A 24,932-nucleotide genomic window follows, 5' to 3' on the forward strand; every position below is an offset into this window, starting at 1 on the left:
TGTCGGCAAATCTAGGGAAACAGGCGGGCGGAGTCTACAGAAGGGGAACCTGATGTCAAGGGGTGGAAACCCGTTGACAAAGGCCATTGGGGCGGGCACTTAACGGGCTCCCCACCCCGACCAGTACCCACCTATGCTGACACCCCTGCAGATCTACTTCCCGATCGGTGTAGTCCTGCTGGTGGCGGTCGTACTCGCCTTCACGATGCTCGGCCTGGCCAACGTGCTCGGACCGCGCAGACCCAGCCTGGTGAAGCAGACCCCGTTCGAGTGCGGGTCGGAGCCGGTCGGCTCCGCGCGCGAGCGGTTCGGCGTGAAGTTCTACGTCGTCGCGCTGCTCTTCATCGTGTTCGACATCGAGGCGATCTTCCTTTACCCGTGGGCGGTGCTGCTGCTGCCGGACGGCCAGGGCTATCCCGGCCTCGGCTGGCCCGGCTTCGTCTCCATGGGGATCTTCGTGTTCACCCTGGTCGCGGGCCTCGTCTACGTCTGGAAGAAGGGCGTCCTCGACTGGGCGGATTAGAGAGGAGCGACCGCACAATGGCATCGGAGCTCGACGGGCTGCCCGTCATCGCCACGCGCCGGGAGGAGGCGGAGGGGTTCCTCCAGGGCCTCGTCTCGAAGAGCCTGGGCTGGGCGCGCAAGTACTCCCTGTTCACCTATCCGTTCGTCACGGCCTGCTGCGGCATGGAGTACATGACCATGGCCTCGGCGCGGTACGACTCGGACCGGTTCGGCGCCGCCATGCCGCGGTTCTCGCCGCGCCAGGCCGACCTGCTGATGGTGGTGGGCACGGTGAACTGCAAGCAGGCGCCCATCCTCCAGCGCGTCTACGAGCAGATGGCCGATCCGAAGTGGGTGATGGCGTTCGGCGTCTGCGCCAGCTCCGGCGGGTTCTACGACAACTACGCGACGGTGCAGGGCATCGACCGGGTGATCCCGGTGGACGTCTACGTGCCCGGCTGTCCGCCGCGCCCGGAGCAGGTGCTCGACGGCATCATGCTGCTCCAGAAGAAGATCCAGAACCAGTCGCACAAGCTCATCGACCGCACGCCGCTCCCGGTGATCTCGGGCGGCGCCGGCCGGTAGGCGCGAGGACCCTCATGTCCAAGGCCGTGATCGCCGCGCTCGTCGAGCGCTTCCCGGATGCCGTCCACGCCCCGTACGAGGGCGTCGGCGGCGACGACTGCGCGTTCGTGGAGCGGAGCCGGATCGTCGACGTGTGCCGCTTCCTGAAGGAAGACCCGTCGCTCGCCTTCAACATGTCGCCGTACATCACGGCGGTGGACTACCTCGGCGCCAGCCCGCGCTTCGAGGTCGTCTACAACCTGCTCTCGACCGTGCACAACACGCGCGTGCGCCTGCGGGTGAAGGTGCCCGAGGGGCCCGAGGGCGTCGTGCCGTCGGTCACCGGCCTGTGGCGCGGCGCCGACTGGTTCGAGCGCTACTGCTGGGACATGTACGGGATCCCGTTCTCCGGGCACCCCGACATGCGCCGCCTGCTCATGTACGACGAGTTCGAGGGGCACCCGCTGCGCAAGGACTACCCGCTGCGCGGCCGGCAGCCGCTGGTCGTCGAGCGCGAGGTGCACGACATCTTCCGCGGGCCCGGGCCCGCGTCGCGCGACTAGCCGTTTCTTTCCACGCCGCCGGGCCGCGCCGAGCGCGCTGCGGCGGGCGCCCCTCCGGAAGGACCGGGCGCGCGGAGGACGAGATGAGCGAGGCGAAGGGAGTCGGAGGCATCGATCCGCGGGCGACGCCGGGCAGCGCCGGCGCCGGCGAGCGGCCGCCGATGGGGACGCTGTCCCCCCGGGCGGGCGAGGGCGAGCTGTACGCGCCCATGCCGTCGAAGCACATGGTGATCAACCTCGGCCCCTCGCACCCGGCCATGCACGGCGTGACCCGCGCCGTGGTGGAGCTGAACGGCGAGATCATCGAGGGGATGAAGCTGGACATCGGCTTCCTCCATCGCGGCTTCGAGAAGAGCTGCGAGAACGTGACCTGGGGCCAGGTGTTCCCGTACACCGACCGGCTCAACTACGTCAGCTCGATCATGAACAACGTGGGGTTCGCGCTGGCGGTCGAGAAGCTCGCCAAGCTCGAGATCCCCGAGCGCGCCCGGTACCTGCGCGTCATCACCAGCGAGATCCACCGCATCTGCGACCACCTCACGCTGGTGGGCGCCATGGCGATGGAGCTCGGCGCGATGACCGTGTTCCTGTACGGCATCGAGGCCCGCGACCTGCTGTGGGACCGCCTCGCCGAGCTGTGCGGCGCGCGGCTCACCTCGAACTACGCGCGCATCGGCGGCGTGGCGCGCGACATGCCGGAGGGCTGGCAGGAGAAGACGCTGAAGGTGCTGGACCGCGTCGTCGCCATCCGCGAGGAGATCGGCCAGCTCCTCAACCGCAACCGCATCTTCATCGACCGCTGCCTCAACACCGGCAAGGTGTCGCGCGAGGACGCGCTGGAGCTGGGCTTCACCGGCCCGTGCCTGCGCGCGTCCGGCGAGCCCTACGACGTGCGCAAGGCGGCGCCGTACCTGGTCTACGACCGGCTCGACTTCGACATCCCGGTCGGCTCGAACGGCGACAACTTCGACCGCTACCTCATGCGCATGGAGGAGATGCGGCAGTCGGACAAGATCATCCGCCAGTGCTTCGAGCAGATGGCGCCCGGCGAGATCATCGTCCAGGACTTCCGCTACGCGCTGCCGCCCAAGCCGCTCGTGTACGGCACCATCGAGGGCGTGATGGCGCACTTCAAGCTGGTGATGGAGGGGATCAAGGTCCCCGCCGGCGAGGTCTACAGCTACACCGAGGCCGCCAACGGCGAGCTCGGGTTCTACGTCGTCTCCGACGGCGGCGGCCGCCCGTACAAGCTCGGCCTGCGAGCGCCGGGCTGGCCGATGCTGGCGGCCCTGCCGGTGATGACCAAGGGTTCGCTGCTGTCCGACCTCATCCCCACCTTCGACAGCATCAACATGATCGGCGGCGAGGTGGAGCAGTAGCCTCGCCCGGGAACCAGGAGCCTCCGATGGCCGAAGAGAAGAAGCCCGACGCCGCGCCGCCCAAGCCGCCCGGCCCCCCGGCCCCGCCGCCGCCGAAGAACCCCGGGTTCGTCACCGCGATCGTGGACGGGAAGGAAGTCGTGGTGAAGCCCGGCACGACCGTCATCGAGGCGGCGAAGGCGGTCGGGATCGACATCCCGTACTACTGCTACCACAAGCGCCTCAGCATCGCGGCGAACTGCCGGATGTGCCTGGTGGAGATGTCGAACGCGCCCGGCGGCAAGCTGATGCCGGCCTGCCAGATGCCGGTGGCCGAGGGCGTGACGGTGAAGACCGACACGCCGCGCGTGAAGGACCAGCAGCGCGCCACGCTCGAGTTCCTGCTGCTCAACCACCCGGTCGACTGCTCCATCTGCGACCAGGCCGGCGAGTGCAAGCTGCAGGACTACTACATGGCCTACGACCGGCAGCCCTCGCGGCTGGACGTGCCGAAGGTCGTGAAGGGCAAGCGCGTCGAGCTCGGGCCCACCGTGACCCTGGACCAGGAGCGCTGCATCCTCTGCACGCGCTGCGTCCGGTTCATGCGCGAGGTGGCCGAGAACCCGCAGCTCGGCGTCGCCCAGCGCGGCAACGAGAGCTTCATCACCACCTTCCCCGGCCAGCCGCTCGACGACAAGTACGCCGGCAACGTGGTGGACATCTGCCCGGTCGGCGCGCTCACCTCGACCGACTTCCGGTTCCGCGGCCGCGTCTGGTTCATGAGCTCGGCCCGCTCGGTCTGCACCGGCTGCGCGCGCGGCTGCAACACCTTCCTCGACTACCTGAACGACGTCACCTACCGCTACCGCCCGCGGGAGAACGACGCCGTGAACCAGGAGTGGATGTGCGACGACGGCCGCACGTCCTACAAGTACCTGAACGCCGGCCGCGTGCTGGTGGCGCGCGAGGGCCGGGGCGCGAACGCGCAGCCGCTCGCCCGCAAGGTCGCGCCGCGCCGCGCCGCCGAGGTGCTGCTGCCGCACGTCGCGGCGGGCTCGCTGGCGGTGCTGCTCTCGCCGGTCGCGTCGCTCGAGGACCTCCTGGTGGCCTGCAAGGTCGCGAAGGAGGGGCTGAAGGTCGCCGAGGTCTACGCCGGCGGCCGCGCCGACGGCTGGCAGGACGACTTCCTGAAGCGCGCCGACGAGAACCCCAACCGCAAGGGGCTCGAGCTCGCCGCGGCCGCCTACGGCCTCGCGGTCCGGCCGTTCGCGGACCTGGTCGCCGCGGCCGGCGCCGGCAAGGTGAAGGCGCTCTGGGCGGTCGGCACCGAGGTGCCGGACGCGAAGGGCGCCGAGAAGCTCGGCGCGCTCGAGGTCGTGGCGCAGTCGTACGGCGACACGGCGCTCGCGCAGCACGCCACGGTGCTCCTGCCGGCGTCGCCGCACTCGGAGATGGACGGCACGTTCGTCAACTTCGAGGGGCGCGCGCAGCGCTTCGAGATGGCGTACTTCCCGAAGGGCGAGTCGCGGCCGCACTGGGCGCTCGCCGCCGAGGTCGGGGCGGCGCTGGGGTTGCCGCTCGCGTTCGCGAGCGGCCGCGAGGTGTTCGCGGCGCTCGGGCCGCAGCTCGGGGGCGCGCTGGGCGACTTCGCCTGGGACTCGCTGCCGTCCACCGGCAAGCGGCTCGGGATCGTCCCGCTCGCCGCCGGCACCGTCGATGGCCGCCTGCCGGGCAACCGCGACCGCGTGCCGTCCGAGACCACCGAGGATTACCGCCGCGCGATGTCGCGCACGTCGTAGGAGGGAGAGCCGGTGAACCGATTCTTCGGAATGCTCCTCGTCATCGCGGCGACGCTGGCCGGCCTGGTCGTCCTGTCGGCCGGGTTCTACCTGGCCGCCGGCTGGCTGGGCTGGGGCTTCAACGCCCTGGCCGGCTGGATCACCGGCTCGCCGGGCGTCTCCCGCGCGGCCGTGTACTACGGCGCCTCCGTGGCGAACGTGCTGACGCTGCTGCTGGTCGTGCTGATGATCAGCTCGTCGCTGCTCACGGTGGCCGAGCGCAAGTGGTCGGCGCTCATCCAGAACCGCATCGGCGCGAACCGCATCAAGGTGTTCGGCTCGGCGCTGGGCGGCATCCCGTTCCTCGCCGCCGACGCGCTCAAGATGCTCACCAAGGAGCGCATCGAGACCACCGGGCGCACCCGGGTGCTCTACGAGCTCGCGCCCATGCTGGCGTTCGCGCCGGTGTTCGCGCTGTTCGCGATCATCCCGGTGGGGCAGGGGATCGAGCTGAACCAGATCCCGGGCCTGGCGGGCGCGGCCGCGTCGGGCGCGGTCGAGCAGATCGCGCTGCAGGTCTCGCGCACCGACACCGGCCTGCTGTACCTGTTCGCGATCGCCTCGCTCCAGGTGTACGGCACCGCGCTCGCGGGCTGGGCCTCGAACAACAAGCTGGCGCTGCTCGGCGGCGTCCGCGCCTCCTCGCAGATGATCAGCTACGAGGTGTCGCTGGGCCTGTCGCTGGTCGGCACGATGATCGCGTTCCGGACGCTCCGCCTGGAGGAGATGGTGGTGGCGCAGGGGAACCCGGTGCTCGGCCCGGTGCCGGCGCTGGGCCTGCTCCTGCAGCCCATCGGCTTCCTCATCTTCTTCGCCAGCGCGTTCGCCGAGACCAAGCGCGCGCCGTTCGACCTCCCCGAGGGCGAGAGCGAGATCGTCGGCTACTTCGTCGAGTACTCCGGCATGAAGTTCGGCCTGCTGTTCCTGGCCGAGTTCGCCGAGATCGTGGTGCTCGCGGGCGTGATCACCGCCGTGTTCCTGGGCGGCTGGCACCCCATCCTGTTCGAGGGCTGGCTGCGCCAGAACCTGACGCCGTTCTGGTTCGCGGCGGTCGGCGCCGGGGCGTTCATCGCCAAGATGATCGTCATGATGTGGCTGCAGCTCACCATCCGCTGGCTGCTGCCGCGCTTCCGCTTCGACCAGATCCAGAAGCTGTGCTGGAAGCTGCTGCTCCCGGCCGCCCTGGTGAACGTCTTCGTGACCGGCGGCGCGCTGCTGCTCGACCCGAGCGGCCAGCTGCTGGCCTGGATCGGCGTCCTCACCATCGTCGTCATCGCCGTCCTCACCGCCGCGGTCGGCCGCGCGCCCGCCCCCGCGGCGGGACACGGCGCCGCCCACGCCGCCGCCGGACACTGACGCCATGCCCTACCAGCTCGAGAACCGCCCGCCGGACCTGCGCGAGTCGATGTACTTCCCGGAGATCATCCGGGGCATCGGCACGATCACGAAGCACTTCCTGAAGAACCTGTTCTTCTCGCGCGACGCGAACCCGGACATCCTCGCCCGCAAGCGCGGGGGCTTCGGGCACTCGGACAACGTCACGCTGCAGTACCCGGAGGAGCGGGCGCCCTACGCGCCGGCCTACCGCGGGCTGCACCGGCTGGTGCCGCGCGAGGACGGGAAGCCGCGCTGCGTCGCCTGCTACATGTGCGCGACGATCTGCCCGGCGCAGTGCATCTACATCGAGGCCGCCGAGTACCCGGACGATCCGGTCGAGAAGTACCCCGCGAAGTTCGTGATCGACGAGCTGCGCTGCATCGTGTGCGGCTTCTGCGTGGAGGCCTGCCCGAAGGACGCCATCCGCATGGACTCCGGCGAGCACACGCCGCCGTCCTACGAGCGCTCGGCGCAGATCTGGGACGAGAAGCGGCTGCTCCGCGGGCCGCCGGTGTCGTACCAGTACGACCCGTGGCTGCGCCGCGGCTCGCCGTCCATCCCGCCCGACAAGCTCGAGGAGATGCGCGCCCGCGCGAAGCCGTTCCCGACGGTGGCGACCGACGAGGCCAGCCAGACGCCGGGGTTCTCGGTGCGGGCGCTCGCGGCCGAGGCCAGGGACCGGGCGCAGGCGGCCCGCAAGTAGGTCCGGTCCGGCCGTCCCGAGGCCCCGCCCGCCGGCTCCGGCGGCGGGGCCTCCGTGCGTCCGGGAGGGAGGCGCCTTGACGCGGGCGATCACCAGGGCGCGGGGCGCGCTCGCGACGTTCGCGGCGCTCGCCGCCGCGGCGGCGCTGCTCGACCTGGGCGGCCTGCACCGGCTGGAGGACGGCGACTCCATCGTCCCGGTGCTGGTGGCGCTGCAGCGCTGGACGCCGTTCTACTGGGACCAGGAGCGGTACGGGATGCTGGTCCCGCTGCTCGCCGTCCCGGTCCGCGATCCGCTCTGGAACCTGCTCCTGCAGCGCGCCCTGCTGGGCCTGGCCGGCCTCGCGGCGGTGGTGCTCCTGGCGCGGCATGCGCTCGGGGCGCGGTGGCGGCTGGCGGGCGCGCTCGCGGCCGCGGCGCTCCTCGCCGCCGCGCCCGCGCCCTGGCTGTTCGAGTACCTGTGGAGCCAGCCCTACGGGCTCTCGCTGGCGCTGGCGCTCGCCGGGCTCGCCGCCGCCGAGGCGCGCGCCGATCCGGACCGCCTCGCGCCGGCGCTGCCCGGCCCGGGCCGGATCGCCGCCGGGCTCGCCCTGTGCGTGGCGGCGCACTGGGTGAACGCGGCGGTGGGGCTGGTGCTCCTCCCACTGGCCGCGGCGCGCGCCGCGGTGGACCTCGCGCAGGGGGCGAGCCGGCCCGCGCTCCGGCTGCGCCTCGGCACCGAGGTGGCGCTCCTCGCGGCGGGGCTCGGCGCGGGCCAGCTCATGATCCGCCTCTACCCGGCCCTCACCGGCAACCCGCTCCGCCTGCCGCTCGGCCCGCTGCCGCCGCACGAGTGGCCGCGGGCCTGGGCTTCGCTGCTCGGGCGCGCCTGGGAGGCCTCGGGGCGGTGGCCGGCGGTGCTGGGCGCCTGCGCCGCGGCCGGCCTCCTGGTGCAGCTCGCCTGGCCCGCGGCGCGGCCGCACGCGCGGGCGGCGCTGCTCCGCGCGGCCGCGCTCTGCCTCGCCGCGCTCGCCTACGCGCTCGCGGCCGGCGTGCTGCGCTGGGTGGAGGTGAACGCGTTCCACTGGCGCTACCTCGCGCCGGCGGCGGTCCTGGTCCACCTCGCGGCGGTGTCGCTGCTGGCGGACCCGGTCGCGCGCGCGCTGCGGGAGGGATCGCTCGTCCGCGCCGCGGCGCTGGCGCTCGTCCCGTCGGCGGCGCTGGCCGTCGCCGGCCCGCCCTCGCTCGCGCGCGTGCGCGCGGACCTGGACGCGTCGGCGGGGCGCTACACGCGCGACGTGCTGGCCGCGCGCTGCACGCTCGTCACCGGCGACTACTGGTCGGTGTGGCCCGCGGTCTGGCACGCGGCCTGGACGGCGCACGCGCGGGGCCTCGAGGCGCAGGTGTACGGGCTCGCGCACCGCGCCAACCCGACGCGCGCGGCCTGGGCCGGGACGCCGCGGGAGGCGCTGCGGATCTGCCGGGTGCGGGGGAAGGAGGCCGAGGCGGAGCGCGCGCTGCGCGACTTCCGCCTCTGGCCGGTGCGGGTGCTGGAGCGGCGCGGGACGGTGGACGTCCTCGCGCCCGCGCCGCCCTCGAGCCCCGCGGGTGCTAGAGGCCGAACGTCGCGCCCACCATGAAGGTGAACGTGTCGTCGTCGTAGTCGCCGAAGTACGGGTGCAGCGCGATCTCGCCGACCAGGCGGACCTTCGGGGCGATGTTGAAGTACGCGCCGGCGCCGATGCGCATGGCGAGGCCGGTGGCCGAGTCGTCCACCGTGCGGCGGAGGCCGGTGAACGGATCCGGCACGTCCACCTCGAGCGACGCGTGGTACAGGCCGAGGCCCAGGTCGCCGTAGACGCCGACCTGCGGCGCGAGCGCCACCGCCAGGCGGGCCGCCGGCATGATCGTGAACACGTCGTTCGTCACGTCGTAGCCGTAGCCCAGGTCGTCGGAGAGGTGCGACCAGCCGACCGAGCCGACGCCGACGAGCATCACGTTCGGCGAGATGCGCTGGAGGTCCATCTCGCCGTCGAGGCGGAGCGCCAGGCCGTCGAGGTCGCCCGAGTCGAAGCCGATGAGGCCGCCGAGGCGCATGGAGGGCTGCGTCGAGTAGCGGGACTGGGCGGAGGCGACGCCCGGCAGCGCGAGCAGCGCGGCGAGGGCGAGGGTTGCGATGCGGGGAGCCGAGCTCATCTTGTTCTCCTGAACGTGAAAGGTCCCTACGAACGAGGCGGCATCCTAAGCGAAAGCGCGCGCGTCCGGCGAGCCCTTCGCGAGCGCACGGCCGCGCCCGCCCGGGGGCGATGGGCGTGCGCCGACGCGGCGGTGCGGCGAGGTGCGTGGCGCGCGGGGGAGAGCCCACCCGGCGGCGCGGCGGGCGCTACGCGGTCCGGATCCCGCGCCGCGCGGCCACGTACGCCGCCACCGCGAAGCCGATCACCACGCCCGCGACCGGCGGCCCGACCACGTCCACCCAGTCCACCGCCCGCACCGGGTGGAACATCCGGATCAGCGCGGCGCCGAGGTCGAGCCCGGCCTGCCCGCCGCGCATCGCCTTCAGCGCCGCGAGCAGCGCGGACGCCAGGTACGCGAGCGCGGTCCCCGCCAGCGCGCCGCCGAGCCCGCGCGCCGCCAGCCCGCCCAGCGTGGCGGGCGTGCCGTGCGCGGCCGGCGGGGCCTCCTCGTCCAGCGCCGCCGGGATCTCGCGCGAGCGCCAGGGCACGAAGCGCTGCAGCATGAGCAGGCCGGGGATGGCGCACGGCACGGTCAGCAGGAAGAAGTCGCGCCAGCCGATCGCGTCCACCAGCGCGCCCGCCGGCGGCCCTGCGAACGTGCGGCCGAGCGCGAAGATGCTCGAGAACAGCGCATACTGCGTGGCGCTGAAGCGGCGCTGGGTGAGCCGGAGCAGGAGCACGCCGAACGCGCCGGTGCCCATGCCGCTGGTGGCGGCCTCGAACGCCACCGCCGCGTACATCACCGGGCGGTTCACGCCCGCGTCCACGATCGCGACGTAGCCCAGGTTCGAGACCGCCTGGAGCAGGCCGAAGATCCACAGGGCCCGGCCCACGCCCCACGACGTGCACAGGATGCCGCCCAGGAACGTCCCGCCGATGGTGGCGACGATGCCGATGGTGCCCTGCGCGATGCCGATGTCCACCGGGTCGAAGCCGAGCTGGCCGAGGAACGGCGACACCAGCGCGGTGACCAGGTTGTCGGCGAACTTGTACAGGAACAGGAACGCGGCGATCTCGAGCGCGCGCGCGTGGCGGAAGAAGCCGACGAACGGCTCCCAGATGGCCTGCCGCAGCGTGCGCGGCGGCGCCGGGGGGACGTCGGGCTCGGGCGCCTTCACGGTGGCCACCCCGAACGGCAGGAAGCTGGCCGCGATGGCGGCGAACGTGGGGGCCCAGCCCAGCTTCGGGCCGAACGTGTTCACCACCCGGCCCACGAACATGCCGGCGCGCGCCAGCGCGTTGCGGGCGCCCACCGCCACGCCGCGCTCCTCGGGCCGCAGCACCTCCACCGTGTACGCGTCGTAGGCGATGTCCTGGGTGGCGGAGGCGAACGAGACCACCAGCGTGAGCAGCGCCACCAGCGGGACCGTGGGGTGGCCGGAGCTCGCCGCGAACGCGGCCAGCGACGCCACCAGCATGGCCTGGCCCACGAGGATCCAGGCGCGCTTGCGCCCCCAGGCCGGCGCGAAGCGATCGATGATCGGCGACCAGACGAACTTGAACGCGTACGGGATCTGCGCCGCGCTCACCAGCCCGATGGTCTTGATGTCGATCCCCTCCTGCTGCATCCAGTACGGGACCGTGTAGAGGACGATGCCGAGCGGCAGGCCGGAGGGGAACGCGAGCAGCGCCACCACCCCCGTGCGCCAGCTGGTGAACGCCTTGCGGAGGGCCTCGCGGGTGGTGGGCTGGGTCGGCACGCAGCCGGGAAGGTAGGCGAGATGGGCGCCCGCGTCGAGCGCCCGGCGAGGCGGCCCGCCGCCGCGTCACCGCACCGGACGGACCGCCCGCGCGAACGCGTCCGCCGGCAGCGCGTTCAGCACCTCGCCGCGCCGCGCCCAGCCGCGCCGCGCGGTGGTCACCGCGAAGCGGAGGTAGCCGAGCGCCGCGACCGAGTGGGCGTCCACCGACAGGACCAGCGGGATGCCGCGCGCGCGCGCCGCCCGGATCCAGCGGGGCTCGAGGTCGAGGCGGCGGGGATCCCCGTTCACCTCCACCGCGCCCGGCGCGCCGGCCAGCGCGTCGAGGACCTCCTCCACGCGGCAGGCGTAGGGCTCGCGCTCGCCCAGCAGCCGCCCCAGCCCGTGCCCCCAGATCTTGAACACCGGGAGCGCCATGGCGCGGGCGAGCCGGCGCGTCATCTGGTCCTCGTCCATGCGCATCCGCGAGTGGACGCTCGCGACCACCACGTCGAGCCGCTCCAGCACGTCGTCGGGCCAGTCGAGCGCGCCGTCCTCGAGGATGTCGGCCTCGGTGCCCTTCAGCAGCCGGATCGAGACCCGCTCCTGCACCCCGTCGATCTCGTCCCACTGCCGCCGGATCCGGTCGCGGTCGAGCCCGCCGGCGTAGCCGGCCGAGCCGGAGTGGTCGGTGACGGTGAGGTACGCCATCCCGAGCGCCTCGGCGGCGCGGGCCATCTCCTCGACGCTCGCCCGGCCGTCCGACCAGGTGGTGTGGCAGTGCACCATCCCGCGCACGTCGCGCGCCTCGACCAGGTCGGCCGGGAGCGTCCCGTCCAGCGCGGCCTCGATCTCGCCCTGGTCCTCGCGCAGCTCGGGCGGCACGTACGCCAGGCCCAGCGCGGCGTAGAGCGCGGCCTCGCTCGCGATCGGGACCTTGGCGGCGGGATCGGGCGCCGCCTCCGCCGCCGGCGCGGCCGCCCCGCGCTCGCGCGGCGGCAGGCGGAACAGGCCCCACTCGCTCAGCGTGAAGCCGCGATCGCGGGCGATGCCGCGCAGCCGCACGTGGTGCGCCTTCGAGCCGGTGAGGTGGTGGAGCAGGGTGGGGAAGTCCTCCGGCGGCACCACCCGCAGGTCGACCTGCAGCCCGGAGCCGAGCCGGACGCTGGTCTTCGTGTCGCCGCTCCCCAGCACCGCCGCGACCAGCGGATGGCCGGTGAGCGCCGCGGCGAGCGCGGCCGGCGTCCGGGACGCGGCGACGAGGTCGACGTCGCCCACCAGCTCGCGGCCGCGGCGCGCCGACCCGGCCAGCTCCACCGCCTCGGCCCCCGGCACCGCGCGCAGGTGCGCGAGCAGCGGCTCGGCGGCGGTCAGCGCCTCGGCGAGCAGCACGCGCCGGTCGGCCTCGCGCGCGTGCAGGCGGGCGATGCCCTCCAGGATCCGCTGCTCGGTCTTCTCGCCGAACCCCTTCACGCCGCGGACGCGCCCCTCGCGGCAGGCGGCCTCGAGCTCCGCGACGCTCGCGACGCCCAGCGCCGCGTGCAGCGCGGCGATCTTCTTCGGGCCGAGGTCCGGCACGCGCAGCAACTCGAGGACGCCGGGCGGGTGGCGCGCCCGCAGCCGAGCCAGCAGGTCGGTCGAGCCGGTCGCGTGCAGGTCCGCGATCTTCTTCGCCAGCGCCTCGCCGATCCCGGGCAGCTCGGTGAGCCGTCCCTCGGCGATCACGCGCGCCAGGTCCTCGGAGAGCCCCTCGAGCGCCCGCGCGCCGGTGTCGTACGCGCGGATCTTGAACGGGTTCTCGCCCTCGAGCTCCAGCAGGGCGCCGATCTCCCGGAGCGCCTGCGCCACGGCGAACTTGTCCGGCATCGAGCGCTTATATACCGTCGCGGCGCGCATGGAGCCGCACCCCGACACCTCCCTCCCGGGCCCGGCCGGCCGGCGCGGGGGCCACCTCGCACGCCGCCGCGGGCCGTGCGTCGCCGCCGCGGTCGCCGCGCTGGCGCTGGGCGCGGGCTGCACGCGCGCGGCGCGCGCGCGGTTCGAGGGCACGCGGCCGGCGGCGCTGCTGGTGGAGGTGCTGCCGCGCTCCGCCGAGGTGCTGCTCGACGACCGCCCGCTCGGGCGCGGCGCGCGCACCGTGCCGGTGGACCGGGCCGACGCGGGCGGGCACGTGCTCCGCTTCCGCGCGCCGGGGTTCGTGGAGGAGGCGCGCGAGGTGGCGGGCGGCCTCGCCGGCGTGCGGGTCGGGGTGGCGCTGCGGCCGGAGGGCTGGCCGTACGGGGCGCTCGACCTGGACGAGCCGCGCGGGCTGGCCGCCGCCGCCGAGGCCCTGCTCGACGCGGGGGAGGCGGACGACGCGGCCGACTACGCGGCGCGGGCGGTGGCGCTGGAGCCGGCGCTGCCGGAGGCGCACCGCGCGCTCGGGAGCGCCCGCGCGGCGCTCGGCGACCGGCGCGGGGCGGCGGCGGGGTGGGGCGAGTACCTCCGGCTGCGGCCGGACGCCCCCGACGCGGCGCAGGTGGCGGAGCGGCTGGACGCGCTCGACGGCGGAGACGGGGCGCCGGGCGGGAACGAGGTCACGGATCCGGGCGCCGCGTCTCGTGGATCGAGGCCGCGGGGACGGGGGACGACATGGGACACCAGGAGCACAGGCACGAGGCGCCGAAGCGGGTGCGGGTCTTCGTCATCACCGCCTCGGACACGCGGGGCGAGGCCGAGGACGAGAGCGGCGCGTTCCTGAAGCACGCCGTGTTCGCGGCCGGCCACGACGTGGCCGGCTCGCGCATCGTCAAGGACGACCCGGTCCAGCTCCGCGCCGCGCTGGACGAGGCCGCGGCGGCGGGCGCGGAGGCGATCGTGGTGAACGGCGGCACCGGCATCGCCGGTCGCGACCGCACCTACGAGGCGGTGGCGGGCGTGCTGGAGAAGCGGCTGGACGGCTTCGGCGAGCTGTTCCGGATGCTCTCCTTCCAGGAGATCGGCAGCGCGGCGATGCTGTCCCGCGCGGTGGCCGGCACCTGGGGTGGGCGGGTGATCTTCTCGGTGCCGGGCTCGCGGGCCGCGGTGCGGCTCGCCTGGGAGAAGCTCATCGGGCCGGAGCTCGGCCACGTCATCCGCGAGCTGCGCAAGGACCGGGGTTGACGATCGCCCGGGCGCTCGCCGTTGCGCGCGCCGCCCCGGCGCGGCACAAGAGGGGCGCATGCCCCGCCGCGCCGCCGCCTTCCCCGCCGCCCGCGCCGAGGCGCTGCGCCCGCTGCTCGAGCGGCTCGATCGCTCGCTCGATCGCGCCGCGCGCATCGCCGCCGACCCGGTGGAGTTCCCGCGCGCGTTCCGCGACCCCGCCGACGCCGAGGTGGCGGGGCTGGTGGCGGTGAGCCTCGCCTACGGGCGCGCCGACCTGTTCAAGCCGGTGGTGGCGCGCGTGCTCGCCGCCATGGGGCCGTCGCCGGCGCGGTTCTGCGAGGCGTTCGCGGACGCGCCGGACCCGGCGGCGTTCGACGGCGTCGTCTACCGCTTCAACCGCCCCCCGGACCTCGCCGCGCTGGCGGCCGCCATCGGCGCGGTGCGGCGGCGCCACGGCGGCATCGGGCGCCGGCTCGGCGCGCTCTTCCGCGAGGAGGGGGGCGGCCCGGCCGCGCTCCGGCCGGCGCTGGCCCGGCTCGCGGCGGAGCTGCGCGAGGCCCCGGAGGCCCGGGCGCTGCTGCGGGGGCGCGGGCCGCGCGGGCTCCGCCACCTCCTCCCCGACCCGGCCGGCCCGGGCGCGTCGAAGCGGTGGAACCTCTACCTGCGCTGGATGGTGCGCGGCCCGGACTCGGTGGACCTGGGGCTGTGGCGGGAGGTCCCGGCCGCCGCGCTGGTGGTCCCGCTCGACACGCACGTGCACCGGGTGGCGCGCGCGCTCGGGCTCACCGCGCGGCGGGACGCGAGCTGGCGGACGGCCGAGGAGATCACCGCCGCGCTCCGCCGCGTGGATCCCGCCGACCCGGTCCGCTTCGACTTCGCGCTCTGCCACCTGGGCATGAGCGGGCTGTGCCCGGCCCGCCGCGATCCGGCGCGGTGCCAGGCCTGCGCGCTCGGCGCGGGCTGCCTGGCGCGGGCGCGGGCGCTCAGGGCAGGCCGGCCCAGCGGCAGCGCCAGAGCTGGAACGTCGTCACCTCGTCGCCGCCGCGCCGCACCGTGAGCGGCGGCAGCGCCTCGAGCGGCGCGCACGCCTCGGCGCGGCGCAGGCAGGTGCGCTTCTCGCGCCGGTCGAGCACCAGCACGCCGGAGCGGCCGCGGAGCGCCTCGGGATCGAACCAGTAGCGGTACTGCAGCCCGTGCTCGCCGGTGATCTCCGACGACCAGGTGCGCGGACGGCCGGGCAGGTAGTACTCGAGCTCGGCGGACACCTTGTAGTTGCAGCCGGCCACGAACGCGTCGGGCCCGAGCGCCGCGCGCTCCGCCTCCACCCGCGCGGCCAGCTCCCGCCAGCCCGAGGAGCCCTCGTCGCGCGCGGGGAACGGCAGCGCGGGCCAGAGCGGCACGAGGTGCACGTACACCGACGCGACCGCCGCCAGCGCCACCCCGGCGACGCCCGCCTTCCAGCGCCAGCCGCGCCGCTCCACCGCCAGGGCGGCCGCCGCGGCGAGCGCGGTCGGGTACGCCGCGGCCAGCCAGTTGCCCTTCACCCAGTGGAACGGCGAGATGACCGCCGCGAGCACGAGCAGCGGCGCGGCGAAGATGGCGCAGATCCGGTAGGCCGCCTCGCGGCGGCGGCGCACCGCCGTCACCACCGCCTCGACGAGGAGCACGAGCACGATCGGCGTGACGAGGCCGGCCTGCAGCGCGAGGAAGCGCCCCACCAGCACCGGGCGGAAGCCGGAGCGCTCGACCCGCTCGGCGGTCTGGAACGCGAAGCTCGCCATCCGGTGCTGGAGGTTCCAGGCGACCACCGGCGCGAACAGGGCCAGCGCCAGCGCCGCGCCCAGCCACGGCCAGGGGCTGCGGAGCATGCGGCGGCCGCGCGGATCGAGCGCGAGCACCAGCAGGATCTGCGGCAGCAGCAGGAACCCGGTGTACTTGCCCAGCACCGCCCAGCCCACCGCGGCGCCGGCCGCGAGCAGCCAGCGCGGCCGCTCCAAGTCGAGCGCGCGCACCGTGAAGTACAGGGCCATCGCCCAGCCGGAGAGCAGCGGGGCGTCGGGCGTGACGATGACCTGCCCCATCCCGAACAGCGGGACGCTGAACGCCGCGGCGAGCGCCACCAGCGCCGGGCGCGAGCCGAACAGGCGCCGCACCGTGAGCCACAGGAACACCGCGAAGACGACCGAGTGCAGCGCGGCGGCCAGCCGGATGGCGCGCTCGCCCTCGCCGGCGAGCGCGGTGGTGAGCGCGATGGTCCAGGCGGCGAGCGGCGGGTGGTCGAAGTACGAGAGCGCGAGCCGCCGGCTCCAGGTCCAGTAGTAGGCCTCCTGCGGCGAGAGCGCGATCAGCCCGCCGTAGGCGACGTGCAGGGCGGTGACGGTCGCGCCGAGCGCGAGCGCCAGCCGGTCGAGGCGCGGATCGCGGACGGGCGAGGCGGGCGGAGGGGAGGGGACGGCGCGCGGCGACGGAGCGGGCTCGGCGGGGCTCGGCACGCGGCGGAGGGTACCGCGAAGCGCCCCGCGCGCGAAGCGCCGCGGCGCGGGCCGGCGTCACACGCGCCGCAGCTTCTGCCGCAGCTCCAGGGCGATCTCGCCCTCGCGGAACACCCGCACCGTCCCGGTGGTCTGGGACACCGTGATGGCGACGGCGTTGGACTCGGCGGTGATCGAGGCCGCGGCGCTGTGGCGCGCCCCCAGGCCCATGGGCAGCTTCACGTCGCGCGACATGGAGAGCAGGTACCGCCCGGCCGCCATCACCACCCCGTCCTCGCGGATGATGAAGGCGCCGTCGAGCGCCGAGAACGTCTTGATGGCCTCGCGGATGGGCGGGTCGAGCGCGTTCCGCTCCGCCTCGCTGATCCCCTGGAACGGGTTGAGGATGAGCTGCCGGCTCTTCTCCATCACCGCGGTCGAGTCGCCGATCACCACGATGGTGCCCACCGCGTGACCCTCGTAGCCCTCCGCGCCGATCTCCATGGCGGTGTGGATGAGGCTCTCCACCACCTGCGACGAGAACTCCGGCGGCAGGCCCAGCGTGTCCACCCGGATCTTCTCCTCCGGGTCCTCCGAGCCGATCACGAGCTTCACGAGCGTGTCCATGACCCGGTCGTCGCCGGGGCCGCACAGGGCCAGCACCGTGTCCCCGTCCTTCAGCAGCCCGGCCGACTGCGCCGCCACCACCGCCACCTTGATCTTCTCGATGCGGGTGTAGTCGTAGGGCGGGATGAGCACCGCCGTCGCCTTCTTGGCCTTGAGCTGGTTCGCGATGCCCTCGCTGCTGACCGCGTAGACCAGCTTGCGCTTGGTCGGACGGCCGCGGATCTCGGTCGGCGAGGGCGGGTGGTCGGACACGAACAGGAGCCGGTCCACGTCCGTGCGCGACATGAGCGCGAGCGCGCTGCGGAGGAAGTCGCGGTCCAGCTTGCCGTCTGCCATGCGCGGAGGATCCGCCGCGCCGGTGCCCGAGTCAAAATCGTACGCCCGCGCCGCGCGCCTGCGCCCGCCTCCGCCGGACGCGGGAGGCCCGCGCCGGACGCCTGCTCCGCGGGCGCCCCCTCACCTTGACACGGGCACCCCTGCCGTTTAGGTTCTCGGCCTTCATTTTCCGGCCCCAGGCCTCGGGGCGGAGCGGGGTGCACGCTTGAACAAGAAGGATCTCAAGAGGTTCAAGACGATGCTGGAGGAGTCCAAGCGCCAGCTCCTCGTGCAGGCCAAGAAGACCCTGACCGAGGAATCGTCCTTCGACACGGACGACCTCCCGGACGAGATCGACCTGGCCTCGAGCGAGTACACGCAGTCGATGATCTTCCGGCTGCGGGATCGCGAGAAGTTCCTGCTCGCCAAGATCGACAAGGCGCTCGCCCGGATCGAGAACGGCACGTTCGGCATCTGCGAGAAGTGCGAGGAGGAGATCTCGGCCAAGCGCCTCGAGGCGCGGCCGGTGACCACCCTCTGCATCCGCTGCAAGGAGGAGCAGGAGCAGAAGGAGAAGTCCTTCGGCTAGCTGCGCCGCCGGGAGCCTCGGGTCGTGCGCGCGGCCGGGCGGAGACGCCCGGCCGTCGTGTTCTCCGGCCCGTCAGGCCTCCACGCGCAGCAGCTGGGCGCCGAGCAGGAGCTGATCGCCGGGCGCGATCTCGGTCGGCGCCGAGATGCGCACGAACGTCCCGTTGGAGCTGCCCAGGTCCACCAGCGTGACCGCGTCGCCGCGCACGTCGATGCGCGCGTGGCGGGCCGAGACGTAGCGGTCGGACGGGAAGCTGATGCGCCCGGCCTCGCGCCCGATCGCGTTCTCGCCCTCGTGCAGCGGGACGACCTCGCCCTGCCCGCCGCCCTCCAGGAGCTGCGACAGGCGGAAGCGGCAGCCCGGATCCGGGGCCCCCCAGCTCCGGACGCCGTGCACCGCGGCGGGCGGGCGCGGGAGCGGCTCGAGCCGGAGGAGCTGGCGCCCGACCCGGATCTCCTCGCCGACCGCCAGCCGGTGCGGGCGGCGGATGCGGACGAACGTGCCGTTCACGCTGCCCAGGTCCTCCACCCGCAGCGCGGTGCCCTGCACGCGGAAGCAGGCGTGGCGCGGCGAGACGCTCGGGTCGTCCGGGATCCGGATCTCGCCCTCGGTGCGCCCGCACACCGCCTCCGGCGCCGGCACCCCGTACTCGGCGCCGGGGAGCCCGTCGGTGCGGACCGCGGCGAGCCGGAAGGACGGCGGCGGCGGGCCGGCGATGCCGGAGGCGGTGGGCGCCGCGTGCGGATCGTCGGGCCGGGCCGCGGCGGCGGCCCCGCAGCGCGCGCAGAACCGGTCCACCGGCTCGAGCCCGGCGCCGCAGCCGCCGCAGCGCCGGCCCGGCGCGGCGGGCGGCTCGGCCGCCGGCCCGGGGGCGCGCAGCGACAGCCCGCACTGCTGGCAGAACGCCGCCGCCGCCCCGTTCTCACGTCCGCACCGCGGGCACGCCGCGTCCCTCGCCATGCGGCGCATTCCGCCACGCCCATCGCCATGGGTCAACGCGGGTACCGGGAACGCGGGACGCGTGGACGTGCGGCGCGGTGCGCGCCGGGCTACCATCCGGCGGTGCCCACCCGCCGCCGCGGTCCGTTCTGGTTCTTCGTGCTGGCGATGGCGGTCGCGCTCGCCGGCGGCCTCGCCATCGTCGTCCTGGCGCGCCGGAGCGCGGCGGAGCGCCAGCTCCGGTACCGCGCGCCGGCGCCCGCGGAGCCGGCGCGCTGAGCTACTTCAGCTTCTCCTCCACCGACCGCACCTTCCCCGCGATGCTGTGGTCCGGCCGGTCCCGCCGGTCGTCGATCTGGATCGACGTCGAGACCCGGACGGCCCCCTCGGTGAACGGGTGCTCGTGCATCCGGCGCACGACCGCCAGGATCTCGTCGAGGTCGCCCTCGATGAGCGTTCCCATGGCGGTGAGCTGGCTGGTGAGCCGGGTGCCGCGGAGGATCCGCTCCACCCCGGCGACCCAGCGCGACACGCTCGGCGTCGCGGTGCCGAGCGGGGTGATCGCGACGAACACGACGGCCATGGTTCGCTCCTCCTCGGCGGCCCTCAGGGATCCGCGACCGCGCTCACGCGCAGCACCGTCCGGCCCAGGCGCACCGCGTCGCCCTCGCGGAGCTCGCGCTCGCCGTGCGGCGGGACGCGCGCGAACGTCCCGGTGGCGGAGCCGAGGTCGCGCAGGCGAGCGGTCCCGTCCGCCTCGATGCGCAGCTCGGCGTGCGCCGGCGCGATCGACGGGTCGTCGCCCAGCGACACCGCCGCGCCGGCCCGGCCCACGGTGATCGACGGCCCGCTGCGCACCCAGGTGCGCCCGGGCACGCCGCCCTCCAGCAGCTCCTCCACGGCCACCGCCGGCGGCGGCGGGCGCGGAGAGCCGATGCGCCGGGTGCCGTCGGCCGCGGGCAGCGGCGGCGGCGGCAGCGGCCCGGCGTAGCGGAGCAGCCGGCCGCCCACCGCGAACGGATCGCCGGGGCGGAGCGAGGCGGGGTGGCCGCGCAGTCGCACCAGCACGCCGCCCGGCGCGCCCTCGTCGCGGACCAGCAGCGCGCCGTCGCGGAACAGGAACGTGGCGTGGCGGTCGCCGATCGACGGGTCGTCGGCGAGGCGGAGCGCGCCCTCGCTGCGGCCGGCCACGGTGGTGGGGCGGGCCAGGCGGAACGGCGCGCGCGCCGGCCCGGGGCTCGGCTCGGGCACCAGCTCCACGCGGCCGGGCGCGAGCGGGGGCACCGCCGGGGACGGCGGAGGCGGGGCCGCGGCGGGGCGCGGGTCGGGCCGGAGCGCGGCCCGGATGGCGGAGGCCGGAATGAAGCGGGTGGCGGCGGCGCCGGCGCGACCGAGGGCGTGCACGAGCGGTGAACCGGGCGCGGGCGGCGCGGGGGCGGGCGGGGCGCTCGCCCGCGCAGGGGCCGGGGCCGCCGGCGCGGGGGCGGGTGCGGCGGTCCGCGCCCGAGGGGCCGGGGCGACCGGAGCCGGCGCCGGCGGGTTCGGGCCGCCGGTCGGCGGCGGCTCGCCCGCCCCGAGCGGCTTGCCGCAGGCGGAGCAGGCCCGGGCGCCCGGCTCGTTGTACGCGTCGCAGGCGCGGCAGACCACGCCGAGGATGCCGGTGAGCCGGCCGAACTCGAGCTCGCGGCCGCACGCCGGGCACCGGTCCATGGTGGCGTCGAGCGCCGCGCCGCAGCCTTCGCAGGTCATCCCGTCGCCTCTCCTGGCCCGGCGCGACGTTACCGCGCGCTGCCGGGGGACCTCAACGTCCGGTGCAGGCCGGGCCCGGGTCCAGACCACGCTGCCGCCCGCCTCCGCCGGGCCGGACGGCCCGCCGGGCGCCTCCCGCCGTCGCCCAGGGGGGACGCCCGCGACCCATCCCGGCGCCCGGTGCGTCCGCGGGTCATGGCACCGGGTGGCGCGCCGCGTTACGGGATCTGAGATGATGGGCAGGCTCACAGGCTTGCCGCACTCCGACGCGACCCGTTACGCTGGCCCTTCGACCTTGCTCAGGCTCAACGACATCCTGGACCGGGTATCCGGCTACCACCCCGATCCCGATCTCGACCTGATCAAGAAGGCCTACGTCTACAGCGCCAAGGTCCACCAGGGGCAGATCCGCAAATCGGGCGAGCCGTACCTGGTGCATCCGCTGGAGGTCGCGGGCATCCTCGCCGAGCTGAAGCTGGACGAGTCGTCGGTGGTGACCGGGCTGCTGCACGACACCATCGAGGACACCCTCGCCACGAAGAAGGAGATCTCCGAGCTGTTCGGCCCGGAGATCGCCGACCTGGTGGACGGGGTCACCAAGCTCTCGCAGTTCACCGCCGCCAACACCCAGGAGGAGAAGCAGGCGGAGAACTTCCGCAAGATGGTGGTGGCGATGGCGAAGGACATCCGCGTGCTGCTGGTGAAGCTCGCGGACCGCACCCACAACATGCGGACGCTCGACGCGATGAAGCCGGAGTCGCAGGAGCGCATCGCCCGCGAGACGCTGGACATCTACGCGCCGCTCGCGAACCGGCTCGGCATCCAGTGGATCAAGACCGAGCTGGAGGAGCTGTCGTTCAAGTACCTGCGCCCGGGCGACTACTCCGAGCTGAACGAGAAGGTCTCGGTGCGCGCCCGCGAGAAGGAGCGGTTCGTCGCGGAGGTGGTGGAGATCATCCGCCGCCGGCTGGCCGAGGCCGGCATGCAGGCCGACGTCTCCGGGCGCGTGAAGCACGTCTACTCGATCTACCGGAAGATGCGGCAGCTCGACGTGGACTTCGAGCAGATCCAGGACGTGGTCGGGTTCCGCGTCATCGTGGACACGGTGGCGGAGTGCTACGAGTCGCTCGGGTTCGTGCACTCGCTGTGGAAGCCGGTGCCGGGCCGCTTCAAGGACTACATCGCCATCCCGAAGCCCAACCTGTACCAGTCGCTCCACACCACCGTGGTCGGCCCGGCGGGCGAGCGCATCGAGGTGCAGATCCGCACCCGCGAGATGCACCGCATCGCCGAGGAGGGCGTGGCGGCGCACTGGGCCTACAAGGAGAAGGGGCGCGACGGGAAGGGCGCGGAGCTGTCGCGCAAGGACGCGGCGTCGTTCGGCTGGCTCCGCCAGCTGGTGGAGTTCCAGCGCGACCTCGCCGACCCGCGCGAGTTCCTGGAGACCGTCAAGGTCGACCTGTTCTCCGACGAGGTGTTCGTCTTCACGCCGAAGGGCGCGGTGAAGAGCCTGCCGCGCGGCGCCACGCCGGTGGACTTCGCCTACACCATCCACTCGGAGATCGGCGAGCACACCGTCGGCGCCAAGGTGAACGGCAAGCTCGTCCCGCTCCGCTACACGCTCAAGAACGGCGACACGATCGAGATCCTCACCAGCCCGAACGCGCACCCGTCCAAGGACTGGCTCACCTTCGTCAAGACCAGCCGCGCCCAGGCCCGCATCCGCCAGTTCATCCGGCAGGCCGAGCACCGGCGCTCGGTGGAGATCGGGCGCGACATCGCCGAGCGCGAGCTGCGCCGCTTCGGCGTCACGCTCAACAAGCTGCAGAAGGGCGGCGAGCTGGAGAAGGCGGCGCAGGCGCTCGGGTACCGGGTGGCGGACGACGTGCTCGCCGCGGTCGGCTACGGCAAGGTGTCGCCGGGGCAGCTCCTGCAGCAGGTGCTCCCGCCCGACCGGCTCGCCGAGCCGCCGCCGCCCGCCGAGGCGGCGCCCACCAGCCGCATCACCGAGCTGTTCCGGAAGATGGCGCGCCGCCCGACCGAGGGCGTCCGCATCAACGGCATCGACGACGTGCTGGTCCGCTACGGCAAGTGCTGCAACCCGGTGCCCGGCGACGCCATCGTGGGCTTCATCACCCGCGGGCGCGGCGTGACCGTGCACACCGCCTCGTGCGACAAGGTGCTGGGCATCGACCCGGAGCGGCGCGTGGACGTGGCCTGGGACGTGCGCGGCGACTTCAAGCGCCCGGTCTCGCTGCGGGTCATCACCACCGATCGCCCCGGCATCCTCGCCAAGATCTCGCAGACGTTCAGCGAGGCCGGCGTGAACATCTCGCAGGCGAGCTGCCGCACCACGCCGGGCGAGCGCGCGGTGAACGACTTCGAGGTCACCATCGGCGACCTGAAGCAGCTCAACTCGGTGATCCGCAGCATCGAACGGATCGAGGGCGTGCAGTCGGTCCAGCGCGTCTGAGGTGGCCCCCGCCGGCGCGTTGCCGGGGCCGCCGCGCGCGGGTAGGGTGCCGCGCATGAAGACCCCCATCGCGACGGACGGCGCCCCGAAGGCCATCGGCCCCTACAGCCAGGGCGTCGAGGCGCGCGGCAACCGCACGCTCTACTTCTCCGGTCAGATCCCGCTCGACCCGGCCACCGGCGAGCTGGTGAAGGGCACCATCGAGGAGGAGACGGCGCGCGCGCTCGGGAACCTGCGCGCGGCGCTCGCCGCCGCCGGCGCCGGCCCGGAGCACGTGGTGAAGACCACCGTGTTCCTCGCCGACCTCGGGGACTTCGCGAGGATGAACGCCGAGTACGCGAAGCACTTCCCCGCGCCGGCGCCGGCCCGCTCCACCGTGCAGGTGGCCGGGCTCCCCCGCGGCGCGCGCGTGGAGATCGAGGCGATCGCGGTCGTCGACTGACGGCGCGGGCTACGGCTCGACGTACTCGAACTGCTTGCCGGCGAAGTTGCGGAGCACCCAGCGCTTCCCCTCGTGGGAGACCACGTACTCGGGGTTCACCGGGATCTTTCCGCCGCCGTTCGGCGCGTCCACCACGAACTGCGGCACCGCCAGCCCGGAGGTGTGGCCGCGGAGCGCCTCGATGATGCGGATGCCGGCCTCGACCGGCGTGCGGAAGTGGCTGATGCCGCGCGCCAGGTCGCACTGGTAGATGTAGTAGGGCCGGATCCGCATGAGCAGGAGCTTGTGGTTCAGCTCCTTCACCACCGCCGGATCGTCGTTCACGCCCTTCAGCAGCACCATCTGGTTGCCGATGACGCAGCCGGCGTCGGCGAGGCGGCGGGCCGCCTCGAACGCCTCGGCGGTGCACTCCTTCGGATGGTTGAAGTGCGTGTTCACGTAGACCGGGTGGTGCCGGCGCAGCATGTACACGAAGTCGTCGGTCACGCGCTGCGGCAGCGTGACGAGGTTGCGCGTTCCGAGCCGGAAGATCTCCACGTGCGGGATGGCCCGGAGCCGGCCGAGGATGTGGTCGAGCCGGTCGTCGGAGAGCGACAGCGGGTCGCCGCCGGAGATCACCACGTCGCGGATCTCGGTGTGCTGCGCGATGTACGCGAGCGACTCCTCGATCTGCCGCTTGGCCGCGGCGCTGGTCGGGTCGGAGACCTTCCGCTTGCGGGTGCAGTGGCGGCAGTACACCGGGCAGTTGTGCGTCGTGTAGAACAGCACTCGGTCCGGGTAGCGGTGCGTGATGCCGGGCACCGGCATGTCCCGCTCCTCCGCGAGCGGGTCCTCGAGATCGGAGGCGAGGATGTTGAGCTCGCCCATCGTCGGCACCGACTGGAGGCGGATGGGGCAGGTCGGGTCCTCGGGGTCCATCAGCGCCGCGTAGTACGGCGTGATGCCCATGTGGAACTCGGCCTCGGTCTTCACCGCCGCCTCGCGCTCCTCGGGCGTGACGCGCAGGACGCGCTCGAGCTGCTCGAGCCGGATGACCCGCTCGCGCTGCTGCCAGTGCCAGTCGTTCCAGAGCGCGTCGGGCACGCCGGCCCAGATCGAGCGCGGGCCGGGCTTGAACCGGGACAGCACGTTCGCCACCGGGCGGGGCGCGTCCTCGTGCCGCACCGCCGGGGCCTTCGCCTCCCCGTTCGTCCGGCCGCCGCCGGCCAGCTCCTCGGTCACCCCGCCGACGTCGCCCATCACCGGAAGATTCGCCATGTCGTGCTCGCTCCAGGAGGCCCGGTCCGGCGGCCCGTTGCCCGCATTGCTTAACAGAGAGGGCCGCCATTGACATCTGCGACCGCGCCCCGGCGGTGTAGCCGAAAGGGGAGCCCTCGGCCGGAGGGCCGGTCTGGAACCCTGCA

24 protein-coding genes are annotated in these 24,932 nt (G+C 74.1%); 15 read left to right on the plus strand and 9 right to left on the minus strand.

What is annotated here, in order from left to right:
* Nucleotides 1-133 precede the first annotated feature (133 nt).
* The 8 genes from A2CP1_RS06930 (at nt 134) to A2CP1_RS06965 (ending at nt 8,525) form a co-directional block, all read left to right on the plus strand.
* Nucleotides 134-523, plus strand: a complete 390-nt coding sequence (locus tag A2CP1_RS06930; protein WP_012525335.1) for an NADH-quinone oxidoreductase subunit A — start codon at nt 134-136, stop codon at nt 521-523.
* Nucleotides 524-540: 17 nt separating this feature from the next.
* Nucleotides 541-1,089 carry an NADH-quinone oxidoreductase subunit B gene (locus A2CP1_RS06935; protein WP_012632689.1) on the plus strand — a complete coding sequence of 183 codons (549 nt, stop codon included), beginning with the start codon at nt 541-543 and terminating at the stop codon, nt 1,087-1,089.
* A gap of 14 nt (nt 1,090-1,103) precedes the next feature.
* Nucleotides 1,104-1,631: an NADH-quinone oxidoreductase subunit C gene (locus tag A2CP1_RS06940; protein ID WP_012525337.1), complete on the plus strand. Its 528-nt coding sequence runs from the start codon at nt 1,104-1,106 to the stop codon at nt 1,629-1,631.
* Nucleotides 1,632-1,714: 83 nt separating this feature from the next.
* Nucleotides 1,715-3,010: an NADH-quinone oxidoreductase subunit D gene (locus tag A2CP1_RS06945; RefSeq protein WP_012632690.1), complete on the plus strand. Its 1,296-nt coding sequence runs from the start codon at nt 1,715-1,717 to the stop codon at nt 3,008-3,010.
* 26 nt (nt 3,011-3,036) lie between these two features.
* Nucleotides 3,037-4,788, plus strand: a complete 1,752-nt coding sequence (locus A2CP1_RS06950) for an NADH-quinone oxidoreductase subunit G (RefSeq protein ID WP_012632691.1) — start codon at nt 3,037-3,039, stop codon at nt 4,786-4,788.
* A 12-nt stretch (nt 4,789-4,800) separates the two neighbouring features.
* Nucleotides 4,801-6,183 (plus strand): complex I subunit 1/NuoH family protein, encoded by a 1,383-nt coding sequence (locus tag A2CP1_RS06955; protein ID WP_012632692.1) that lies wholly within the window; start codon nt 4,801-4,803, stop codon nt 6,181-6,183.
* A 4-nt stretch (nt 6,184-6,187) separates the two neighbouring features.
* Nucleotides 6,188-6,907 carry a NuoI/complex I 23 kDa subunit family protein gene (locus A2CP1_RS06960; protein ID WP_012525341.1) on the plus strand — a complete coding sequence of 240 codons (720 nt, stop codon included), beginning with the start codon at nt 6,188-6,190 and terminating at the stop codon, nt 6,905-6,907.
* Nucleotides 6,908-6,983: 76 nt separating this feature from the next.
* The gene (locus tag A2CP1_RS06965; protein WP_012632693.1) at nt 6,984-8,525 is read left to right on the plus strand and encodes a hypothetical protein; all 1,542 of its coding nucleotides are present in this window, start codon (nt 6,984-6,986) and stop codon (nt 8,523-8,525) included.
* Here the strand turns inward: A2CP1_RS06965 and A2CP1_RS06970 are convergent.
* From A2CP1_RS06970 to polX, 3 genes are all read right to left on the minus strand, one after another.
* Entirely contained in the window at nt 8,497-9,081 is a 585-nt protein-coding gene (locus A2CP1_RS06970) for a porin family protein (protein ID WP_012525343.1), read from the minus strand. The genes A2CP1_RS06965 and A2CP1_RS06970 overlap by 29 nt on opposite strands.
* 187 nt (nt 9,082-9,268) lie before the next feature.
* Entirely contained in the window at nt 9,269-10,822 is a 1,554-nt protein-coding gene (locus A2CP1_RS06975; protein ID WP_012632694.1) for an AmpG family muropeptide MFS transporter, read from the minus strand.
* Nucleotides 10,823-10,888: 66 nt separating this feature from the next.
* Nucleotides 10,889-12,667, minus strand: a complete 1,779-nt coding sequence (gene polX, locus A2CP1_RS06980) for a DNA polymerase/3'-5' exonuclease PolX (RefSeq protein WP_012632695.1) — start codon at nt 12,665-12,667, stop codon at nt 10,889-10,891.
* A 28-nt stretch (nt 12,668-12,695) separates the two neighbouring features.
* Here polX and A2CP1_RS06985 point away from each other — a divergent pair, with 28 nt between their 5' ends.
* Genes A2CP1_RS06985 through A2CP1_RS06995 form a run of 3 tightly spaced genes read left to right on the plus strand, consistent with a single transcriptional unit; the run spans nt 12,696 to nt 14,981 of the window.
* The gene (locus A2CP1_RS06985; RefSeq protein WP_012632696.1) at nt 12,696-13,541 is read left to right on the plus strand and encodes a SirB1 family protein; all 846 of its coding nucleotides are present in this window, start codon (nt 12,696-12,698) and stop codon (nt 13,539-13,541) included.
* Entirely contained in the window at nt 13,433-13,942 is a 510-nt protein-coding gene (locus tag A2CP1_RS06990; RefSeq protein WP_012525346.1) for a MogA/MoaB family molybdenum cofactor biosynthesis protein, read from the plus strand. The genes A2CP1_RS06985 and A2CP1_RS06990 overlap by 109 nt, the downstream gene beginning before the upstream one ends.
* A gap of 58 nt (nt 13,943-14,000) precedes the next feature.
* Nucleotides 14,001-14,981, plus strand: a complete 981-nt coding sequence (locus A2CP1_RS06995) for a TIGR02757 family protein (RefSeq protein ID WP_012632698.1) — start codon at nt 14,001-14,003, stop codon at nt 14,979-14,981.
* On the opposite strand, the gene A2CP1_RS07000 is transcribed toward A2CP1_RS06995, so the two are convergent.
* Nucleotides 14,908-16,416: a glycosyltransferase family 39 protein gene (locus tag A2CP1_RS07000; RefSeq protein ID WP_012632699.1), complete on the minus strand. Its 1,509-nt coding sequence runs from the start codon at nt 16,414-16,416 to the stop codon at nt 14,908-14,910. The two genes, A2CP1_RS06995 and A2CP1_RS07000, sit on opposite strands and share 74 nt — an antisense overlap.
* Before the next feature lie 57 nt (nt 16,417-16,473).
* Entirely contained in the window at nt 16,474-17,358 is an 885-nt protein-coding gene (locus A2CP1_RS07005; RefSeq protein ID WP_012525349.1) for a DNA integrity scanning protein DisA nucleotide-binding domain protein, read from the minus strand.
* A 205-nt stretch (nt 17,359-17,563) separates the two neighbouring features.
* Here A2CP1_RS07005 and A2CP1_RS07010 point away from each other — a divergent pair, with 205 nt between their 5' ends.
* Nucleotides 17,564-17,926 (plus strand): TraR/DksA family transcriptional regulator, encoded by a 363-nt coding sequence (locus A2CP1_RS07010; protein ID WP_011421606.1) that lies wholly within the window; start codon nt 17,564-17,566, stop codon nt 17,924-17,926.
* Nucleotides 17,927-17,998: 72 nt separating this feature from the next.
* Here A2CP1_RS07010 and A2CP1_RS07015 read toward each other — a convergent pair whose 3' ends face one another.
* Complete coding sequence (locus A2CP1_RS07015) at nt 17,999-18,886, minus strand: double zinc ribbon and FHA domain-containing protein (protein WP_012632700.1); 888 nt, start codon at nt 18,884-18,886, stop codon at nt 17,999-18,001.
* Nucleotides 18,887-18,988: 102 nt separating this feature from the next.
* On the opposite strand from A2CP1_RS07015, the gene A2CP1_RS07020 reads away from it, so the two are divergent.
* Nucleotides 18,989-19,144 carry a hypothetical protein gene (locus tag A2CP1_RS07020; protein ID WP_232288384.1) on the plus strand — a complete coding sequence of 52 codons (156 nt, stop codon included), beginning with the start codon at nt 18,989-18,991 and terminating at the stop codon, nt 19,142-19,144.
* Nucleotide 19,145: 1 nt separating this feature from the next.
* Here A2CP1_RS07020 and A2CP1_RS07025 read toward each other — a convergent pair whose 3' ends face one another.
* Both A2CP1_RS07025 and A2CP1_RS07030 read right to left on the minus strand, forming a co-directional pair.
* Entirely contained in the window at nt 19,146-19,448 is a 303-nt protein-coding gene (locus A2CP1_RS07025) for an MTH1187 family thiamine-binding protein (RefSeq protein WP_012632701.1), read from the minus strand.
* Nucleotides 19,449-19,471: 23 nt separating this feature from the next.
* Nucleotides 19,472-20,614, minus strand: a complete 1,143-nt coding sequence (locus tag A2CP1_RS07030; RefSeq protein ID WP_012632702.1) for a double zinc ribbon and FHA domain-containing protein — start codon at nt 20,612-20,614, stop codon at nt 19,472-19,474.
* Nucleotides 20,615-20,846: 232 nt separating this feature from the next.
* Between A2CP1_RS07030 and A2CP1_RS07035 the strand changes: the two genes are divergently transcribed.
* Together A2CP1_RS07035 and A2CP1_RS07040 are read left to right on the plus strand one after the other, a co-directional pair.
* Nucleotides 20,847-23,087, plus strand: coding sequence for a RelA/SpoT family protein (locus A2CP1_RS07035; RefSeq protein ID WP_012525354.1), 2,241 nt, complete (start codon nt 20,847-20,849; stop codon nt 23,085-23,087).
* A gap of 55 nt (nt 23,088-23,142) precedes the next feature.
* On the plus strand, nt 23,143-23,529 hold the full coding sequence (locus A2CP1_RS07040) for a Rid family detoxifying hydrolase (protein WP_012632703.1): 387 nt from the start codon (nt 23,143-23,145) through the stop codon (nt 23,527-23,529).
* Nucleotides 23,530-23,538: 9 nt separating this feature from the next.
* On the opposite strand, the gene A2CP1_RS07045 is transcribed toward A2CP1_RS07040, so the two are convergent.
* Nucleotides 23,539-24,786: a KamA family radical SAM protein gene (locus tag A2CP1_RS07045; RefSeq protein WP_012632704.1), complete on the minus strand. Its 1,248-nt coding sequence runs from the start codon at nt 24,784-24,786 to the stop codon at nt 23,539-23,541.
* Nucleotides 24,787-24,932 lie beyond the last annotated feature (146 nt).

Origin of the sequence: Anaeromyxobacter dehalogenans 2CP-1 (genome assembly GCF_000022145.1) — a bacterium.
Taxonomy (GTDB): Bacteria; Myxococcota; Myxococcia; order Myxococcales; family Anaeromyxobacteraceae; genus Anaeromyxobacter; species Anaeromyxobacter dehalogenans.